The following is a 7,005-nucleotide window of genomic DNA, read 5'->3' on the forward strand; positions in this document are numbered from 1 at the left end:
AGGCGCCGGTCTTTTTGCCTCGCGAGGAATGACCCGCAGGGTCAGGGGAAAAAGATCGGTGACAACCTTTGTGGACGGGACGACAGCTGCGACCAGCATGTCATGCAACTCAGACAAAGGGAGAAGCGCGGTGGCCGCGAAGGAAGGTGGGTGAACTGTCGACAAGGATGCGGCGGGGTGCGGTGTTTTCTCTGTCCTTTTGCCCCGATCCGAACCCGAACGAGGCATAGCTTTCCCTGACCCTGTCTCATGTGTCGCGACGGCTGGTTCTCGTGGCAATGCGATGTGTGTTGTCTGGAAGAGCAGCAGGGAGACCGTCGAAGCATCGATACCGTGCTCGGCTCACCGGGATTTCGAACGGACCCTCTTCGGCAGCCCGATAGCTTGGATTTGCACAGCACGACCATCACCGGCCTTCTGCCAGCTGCGGCCAATGCGATCCGGTGGTCGCCGGACATCGTTTGCAACCCATGATCGCGGCGCGGAGCTGCGTGTCCGGCAAAGCGAGGACCAACACCGACCGAGACGCGAGGTACGTGATCACTGATGTCACGCGCCCGCCCCAGCGACCGTTACCGAATGGCCGAGATGAAGCGTTGCCACGACCATGCGACGGCTGGTCGGGCTGGCTCCGGAAGAGACTGCCCGGCCAGCAGCACGTCGCAGGGAGAGGCGGCGTTTCAGCTCGGGGAGGGCGGCTGCCTGCAGCCGACCGAGTAGGGCGCGGTCCAGACCAAAGGGCAGGAGGCGCCAATGTTCCCCTTGAATGCTTCAACCTAAAAATCAAAAGTTGCTTCAACGGCAGGGGTATTGAGACAGGCGGAACACACTTTGATCGAGCTGAAAATCGAACTTATTGGCATCAAACCACCCATCTGGCGCCGGGTCGTCGTTCCGAATGACATCAGCTTGGACATCCTGCATTCCGTTCTCCAGGGCGCTATGCCTTGGCAAGACTATCATTTGCATGAGTTCGAGATTGGCGAGGACAGGTTCGAGGCCCGCGACGAAAGTGACGACAGCTGGGACCCAAACGATGGCCGGAAGGACGAAAAGAAGTTTGCTCTTGGGGAACTGGTCAAGAAAGGCAGTCAGTTCACATATACTTATGATTTCGGCGATGGTTGGCGGCATCTCGTCATCGTTGAGAAGATTAGCAAACCGACCGGAAGACCAGATCTGGACTTTCCCGCCTGTGTTGCTGGAGAGCGAGCCTGCCCGCCAGAGGACTGTGGAGGACCCTACTCTTACGAAGAGTTTCTCGACGCGCTGACCGACAAACACCACCCGGAACATCGCGCTACAAAGCAATGGGCGGGCGCGTTCGAACCGGAAGTGTTCAGCGTGCAGCAAGCCAATGCTGCTGTCGGTGCGATGTTTGTATGGGCAAAAGATCGCCACAATCGAAAGTGAAACCTGACTCTGGTTTGGCGCCGCGGATTCGACATGGGCAAATAGCTTCAACTGTTCGATCAGGATGGTCGAGCGTCTCCTCATCCAATCCAGGGCATCCCCGCCCTGCTTTTCTGGTGAGTTCCAGAGCCGACAACCACCAGTCTCTTTGAAAATTGGAAAATTTGTCCTTCCTTGACGGACTATCTCACAGGTTTTCACAGAAACAAGTGGCGGCCTCTTTAAAAATACATCATTATGTCGCCCATGAGCGGACAAGAACACGAAAAACTAAAGAACCTTCTTGAGGCTGTCCCCACGGGGTTCCTCGTGGACTCCGCCTGGCTGGAGCACCACGGGATAGGCCGGCGTTCGTCGTACGCCTATGTCCAACGCGGCTGGCTAGAACGCCTTGGACGCGGAGTCTTCCGCCGCCCGGCACTAGGCAGCGCCACCACGAATACGCTCGATTGGAAGACCTGCCTGCTCTCGCTCCAGCACATCATGCACTACCCTGTCCATGTCGGGGGGGCGACGGCATTGGACCTGCAAGGCTATGCGCACTATCTCTCACTCGGCGACAAGAGCACAGTCTGGCTCTACGGCTCAAAAATCCCCAACTGGCTCGAAAAACTGCCGCTCAACGCCGAACTCCGAACACGCAGCGTATCGCTGTTCTCCGATCCAGAGTTGGGTGTCAATGACCCACGAAAAAATCTCAACGAGAGAGCATCGTCCCTGCCATGGGACTGGAAATTGGTGATGTCCTCGCCGGAACGCGCGATCTTAGAAGCGCTGGACGAGTTGCCGGATCAGGAGAGCTTTCACAACCTCGACATGGTGTTCGAAAGCCTGACGACGTTGCGACCGAGAACCCTCTCGGCACTGCTCAGAAGTTGCAAGAAGATCAAGGTCAAACGCCTGTTCTTCGTGTTCGCCGACCGCCACGACCATGCCTGGCACAAGCGTCTCGATCCGGAAGAGTTCGACCTAGGCAGCGGGGATCGCGCATTGGTCAAAGGCGGCAAGATACATCCGCGCTACAGGATCATGGTGCCCGAAGAGTTTGTAGGAAAGGAACGTGGTCATGGCGCGTGAGGACTATGCCGCCCAAGTGGCGTTGCTCGTGCGGATACTGCCGTATGTCGCAAAGGAGAAAATATTTGCGCTCAAGGGTGGGACGGCCATCAACCTCTTCTATCGCGACCTTCCGCGGCTCTCAGTCGATATCGATCTGACCTATCTGCCTGTCAAAGACCGCGCCGAAAGCCTCGTCGAGATCAACGACGCGATGGACCGGATTGCCGCCGCCATCGAAAGCGGAATCACCGGCGCCAAAGCGCAGCGCATTGCCGGCGGTGGCGGCGGCGCCACGCGTGCGCTCGCCCGCCTCGGCACAGCCGAAATCAAGATCGAAACCTCCCCCGTCACCCGGGGCGTCGTGCATGATCCGGAACAACGCGAAGTCTCCGAAGCCGTCGAGGAGGCGTTCGGATATGCGGCGATGAACATCGTCTCCTTCGAGGATTTGTTCGGCGGCAAGCTCCATGCGGCCCTTGATCGCCAGCACCCGCGAGACCTCTACGACGTCAAACTGCTCTACGAGAACGAAGGGTTTACCGACGCGTTGTTCCGCACTTTTCTGATCTACGTCGCGAGTTCCCCACGCCCGCCGCACGAACTTCTGAACCCAAACCTGATCGATCTTGATCAGCCCTACGCGCGGGAATTCGAGGGAATGACGAAGGAAGCGGTCGAGGTTGCGGAATTGGTCTCAACGCGCGACCGCCTGATCGGTGATATCCAATCCCGCTTGGATGAGGGCGCGAAGAGGTTTCTGAGAACCCTGCATGACGGCGATCCAGACTTCGACGCGATCGACCGCCCTCAAGCGGCCGAGCTTCCAGCGGTCCGATGGAAGCTCATCAACGTGAACAAGCTGAAAGCAGAAAACCCCAAGAAGCATGCCGCCCAAGGGGAAGAGTTGGAGAAGCTTCTCGGCTGAAGATGGACCAGAGATGACTGATTTCGAGAACGACCCCGACTACGAAGAATGCCTTGTGACCTTTCTTGATGTCCTCGGTTTCAGGAACCTCCTGCACACGCGAAGCGGTGCAGAGATCAGGCACTTGCTTTCGATGTTTCGCAGGGTTTCCGAAGGAGATGCCACACCGCCCACCCGCTCCGACGAGATGCGGATGATCAGCGAAGTCCATGCAGAGATCGTGTCTGACGCGATCGTCAGAACCAGAACCATTGAAACTCAATACCAGGCCGGCCCCTTGGTCTGGGAGCTCATCGATCTGCTGCACATCCAGATCGAATGCGTGGCAAGTGGCATATTGGTGCGCGGCGCGATGACGATCGGCCCCATGCATCTCGGCATCGACTTCAGTGGTCCGGTGTTTGGGCCTGCCCTCGTTCAGGCTTATCTCATGGAAGAAAGCGAGGTCATCTTCCCGCGCATTGCGATCCATGAAGATGTCATCGAACGCCACCGGCAGGACCAAACGCTTTGGCGGGAAGGTCATTCCTATGAGGATGAAGAGCGTCACCTGAACAACCTCCTGCGCCAGGACGAGTCAGGCCTCCAATACATCGACTATCTTCGCGCCAGTCTCAGCGAGCTCGACGGCGAATACGCCGGCTGGATCGAGTTTCTGGGTAGGCACAAAACGTTGGTGGAGAGCGGTCTAGCCGACAGTCCCAACGCGACGGTGCGGCGCAAATACAGCTGGCTCAAGAACTACCACAACGCAGTCATCGACGAGAACATAGCAAACCTGGAACCGGGCGCGATGACCGAGGATGGGGCCCCTTGGGAAACTCTGTTCAGAGGGCTCAGGATCGAAGCCTGAGTTCTCTCAACAAGTCACGACTGAGAGCGTCACGAAATGTCCACGACATGCCTCACCGTTTGGCCAATACGGGGATCGCCAACCCCGCAACCATTCCTATGACCCGCCATCCAGACCTGCGTCCTCCAACTGCTCCCGCTCTGGCAGATCCGCGAGAGTCTCCAGATTAAATGCAACAAGGAACTGCTCGGTCGTCACAAAGGTGTAGGGCGCACCGCGGCGCGGCGATCGTGGCCCGGTCCCGATCAAGTCGCGCGCATGCAGCCGCCCGATCAGGTCACGGCTGATTTCCTTGCCGAAGATATCCTTGAGCCCGTCGCGCGTGATCGGCTGGTGGTAAGCGATGGCCGCCAAAACCGCGACGTCGAATTCGCTCAGATCGAGTAGCTGGTCCTCCACATCCGCCGCGGCGCGGATCGCGGGGGCGTAGATTGCCCGCGTCCGGAATATCCAGCCGCCAGCGACCTGGGCGATCTCGAAGGCCCGCCCCTCCACTTCGGCTGCAAGGTCCTCGACCAGCAGGTCGACCGAAGCCCCCTGCCCCACGACTCTCGCCAGGTCGTCGCGCGGCACCGGAGAGGCAGAGGCAAAGAGCACCGCCTCGATCCGCCGCATCCATTCGCGCCAGCGCAGCTCCGGCGGCAGGTCGGCAAGCTCGCGGTCAAGATCTGGGTCGGATCGATCCTTCGCCATCGCTACACACCGTAAAGTCGGAAGGTGTCGCGCCCGGTCAACTCGCGCACCGCGCCGAGGTCAACCAGCCGGTCGCAGAGCCGCCGCGCGGCGCGATCCGGCAAAGGCAAGGCCGACGGCGCCACGACATCCCGCGTCAGGAACATCTCGACCGCATCCCCTGCCCCCTTGGCCCGGAGCTTGGGCGCGACCGCCTTCAGATGCGTCGCCCGACGTGCAAGGTCGGCGGCGAGACGCACGGCCCCGACCACCGAGGAGATCAGCGCGCGATGACAGGCGGAGCGAAGATCATCGCCATGCTTGCGCAGGTCTGCCCGTTTCAGGCCAGTCGCCAGCAGCGGCATCAGATTACCCCAACCGAGGGATTGGGCGAGAGCCGCATCCGCGAGGATCAGCGCAGCTTCGTCAGCACGTGGCGCCTCGCGCAAAACGGCTTCCAGCGCCATCGCGGCCCGGGTCACCGGCGCCCCTTTCCCGGCATCAAGCCACGCGGCAATCTGGCCCGGCTCGAGGGTCGGCAAGGCTCGACTCAGAGCCTTGATCGACACCGGCCGCTCCGCCGCACGCCGCCAGGCGAGGTAGGTTTCGCCCGCCGGTCCGGGCAGATCGCCGGGCCGCAGCAGATGCACCGCATCGCGCAACTCCGCGTCCCGCTCTGGCCGGCCAGAGAACGCGACACACGCCGCCGCTGCACGCAGCGCAAGCTTGTCTCGCAACAAGGCTTGGGGCACTTCCTGGCATCCCAACACAAGATGCAGGTGGTTGAGCGTCGCGCCCGACAAAAACGCAACATCTTCAAGGGTTTCAGCGCGCGCAGAGGTGACCCAGGCGGGCATCAGGGGTAACGTGTCGAGGTCGCTGGTGTGATCCGGCCGGGCAAATGTCATGCTCTGAGCCTACACATGTGCGGCGCTTTCTGCCAGAAAATAGCAATCTAACCGCCCCGCTTTGCCGTTCATTATTATGTCCAATAAGTTTGCATTATCGGACGTAAAAGAATATGCTCAGCGGCATGTCAGAAAACACCGAGAAATCGAGCTCAGACGTGCCAATCGGGCCTTCGTCCAACGAGGACAACGAGAGAGATCGTCCTGACGGCGAGGCCTTGAGCCTTCCGTCCTTTGTCGCGGGCTCAGGCACGCTCGATCGGCTGGTCGATACGGCCCGCGACTACGCTCGCGCGGCGGCGTCCGACAACACGCTGAAGGCCTATGCAAAAGACTGGGCGCACTTCGCACGCTGGTGCCGGATGAAGGGCACTGAGCCGCTGCCACCGTCGCCGGAGATGATCGGCCTCTACCTCGCGGATCTTGCGTCCGGCTCAGGCTCCTCCCCTCCGCAGTCGGCGTCCCGACCCCTGTCGGTCAGCACGATCGACCGCCGCCTGTCCGGTCTCGCCTGGAACTACGCGAAGCGCGGCTTCAACCTTGATCGCAAGAACCGCCATATCTCCACTGTGCTGGCCGGGATCAAGCGAAAACACGCGCGACCGCCGGTTCAGAAGGAAGCCATCCTGGCCGAGGACATCCTCGCGATGGTGGCCACCCTTCCTTTCGACCTGCGCGGGCTGCGGGATCGGGCAATCCTGCTGCTGGGATACGCCGGAGGCCTTCGCCGCTCGGAGATCGTCAGCCTGGACGTCCACAAGGACGACACGCCGGATTCCGGCGGCTGGATCGAGATCTTCGACAAGGGCGCCCTCCTGACCCTCAATGCGAAGACAGGTTGGCGCGAGGTCGAGATTGGCCGCGGCTCTAAGGATCAGACCTGCCCAGTGCATGCTCTCGAGCAATGGCTGCACTTTGCGAAGATCGACTTCGGCCCTGTCTTTGTAGGGACCTCGCGGGATGGCAAGCGCGCCCTCGATACACGGCTCAACGACAAGCATGTGGCCCGGCTGATCAAGCGCACAGTCCTAGACGCCGGCATCCGCTCCGAACTGCCCGAAAAGGACCGCCTGGCGCTGTTTTCTGGCCACTCGCTGCGCGCCGGCCTCGCCAGTTCGGCTGAGGTCGACGAACGCTATGTCCAAAAGCAGCTGGGGCACGCCTCGGCCGAGATG

The 7,005-nt window shown here is 60.6% G+C and carries 7 protein-coding genes; 5 read left to right on the forward strand and 2 right to left on the reverse strand.

Translation table 11 applies throughout. From position 1 onward, the window contains the following. Positions 1-831: 831 nt before the first annotated feature. The 4 genes from AB9K34_RS05690 to AB9K34_RS05705 all read left to right on the forward strand — a co-directional run bounded on the left by AB9K34_RS05690 (position 832) and on the right by AB9K34_RS05705 (position 4,250). Complete coding sequence (locus AB9K34_RS05690) at positions 832-1,413, forward strand: plasmid pRiA4b ORF-3 family protein (protein ID WP_369953463.1); 582 nt, start codon at positions 832-834, stop codon at positions 1,411-1,413. Between the two features lie 246 nt (positions 1,414-1,659). Then, positions 1,660-2,490: a type IV toxin-antitoxin system AbiEi family antitoxin domain-containing protein gene (locus AB9K34_RS05695; protein WP_369953464.1), complete on the forward strand. Its 831-nt coding sequence runs from the start codon at positions 1,660-1,662 to the stop codon at positions 2,488-2,490. After that, positions 2,480-3,397 (forward strand): nucleotidyl transferase AbiEii/AbiGii toxin family protein, encoded by a 918-nt coding sequence (locus AB9K34_RS05700; protein ID WP_369953465.1) that lies wholly within the window; start codon positions 2,480-2,482, stop codon positions 3,395-3,397. The genes AB9K34_RS05695 and AB9K34_RS05700 overlap by 11 nt, the downstream gene beginning before the upstream one ends. Before the next feature lie 13 nt (positions 3,398-3,410). Next, positions 3,411-4,250, forward strand: a complete 840-nt coding sequence (locus tag AB9K34_RS05705) for a hypothetical protein (RefSeq protein ID WP_369953466.1) — start codon at positions 3,411-3,413, stop codon at positions 4,248-4,250. A 96-nt stretch (positions 4,251-4,346) separates the two neighbouring features. Here AB9K34_RS05705 and AB9K34_RS05710 read toward each other — a convergent pair whose 3' ends face one another. Next, positions 4,347-4,943 (reverse strand): SMC-Scp complex subunit ScpB, encoded by a 597-nt coding sequence (locus tag AB9K34_RS05710; protein ID WP_369953467.1) that lies wholly within the window; start codon positions 4,941-4,943, stop codon positions 4,347-4,349. A gap of 2 nt (positions 4,944-4,945) precedes the next feature. Further along, the gene (locus tag AB9K34_RS05715; RefSeq protein ID WP_369953468.1) at positions 4,946-5,830 is read right to left on the reverse strand and encodes a DUF1403 family protein; all 885 of its coding nucleotides are present in this window, start codon (positions 5,828-5,830) and stop codon (positions 4,946-4,948) included. A gap of 113 nt (positions 5,831-5,943) precedes the next feature. Between AB9K34_RS05715 and AB9K34_RS05720 the strand changes: the two genes are divergently transcribed. After that, the coding region (locus AB9K34_RS05720; protein WP_369953469.1) for a tyrosine-type recombinase/integrase at positions 5,944-7,005 on the forward strand (1,062 nt) is incomplete at its 3' end.

The sequence above is a fragment of the Sedimentitalea sp. XS_ASV28 genome (genome assembly GCF_041224545.1).
GTDB lineage: Bacteria > Pseudomonadota > Alphaproteobacteria > Rhodobacterales > Rhodobacteraceae > Sedimentitalea.

What these genes read in the sequence shown, in the direction of transcription:
- AB9K34_RS05695 (WP_369953464.1), top strand. Translation starts at nt 1,660, where the DNA reads ATGAGCGGACAAGAACACGAAAAACTAAAGAACCTTCTTGAGGCTGTC.
- AB9K34_RS05700 (WP_369953465.1), top strand. Translation starts at nt 2,480, where the DNA reads ATGGCGCGTGAGGACTATGCCGCCCAAGTGGCGTTGCTCGTGCGGATA.
- AB9K34_RS05705 (WP_369953466.1), top strand. Translation starts at nt 3,411, where the DNA reads ATGACTGATTTCGAGAACGACCCCGACTACGAAGAATGCCTTGTGACC.
- AB9K34_RS05710 (WP_369953467.1), bottom strand. Translation starts at nt 4,943, where the DNA reads ATGGCGAAGGATCGATCCGACCCAGATCTTGACCGCGAGCTTGCCGAC.
- AB9K34_RS05715 (WP_369953468.1), bottom strand. Translation starts at nt 5,830, where the DNA reads ATGACATTTGCCCGGCCGGATCACACCAGCGACCTCGACACGTTACCC.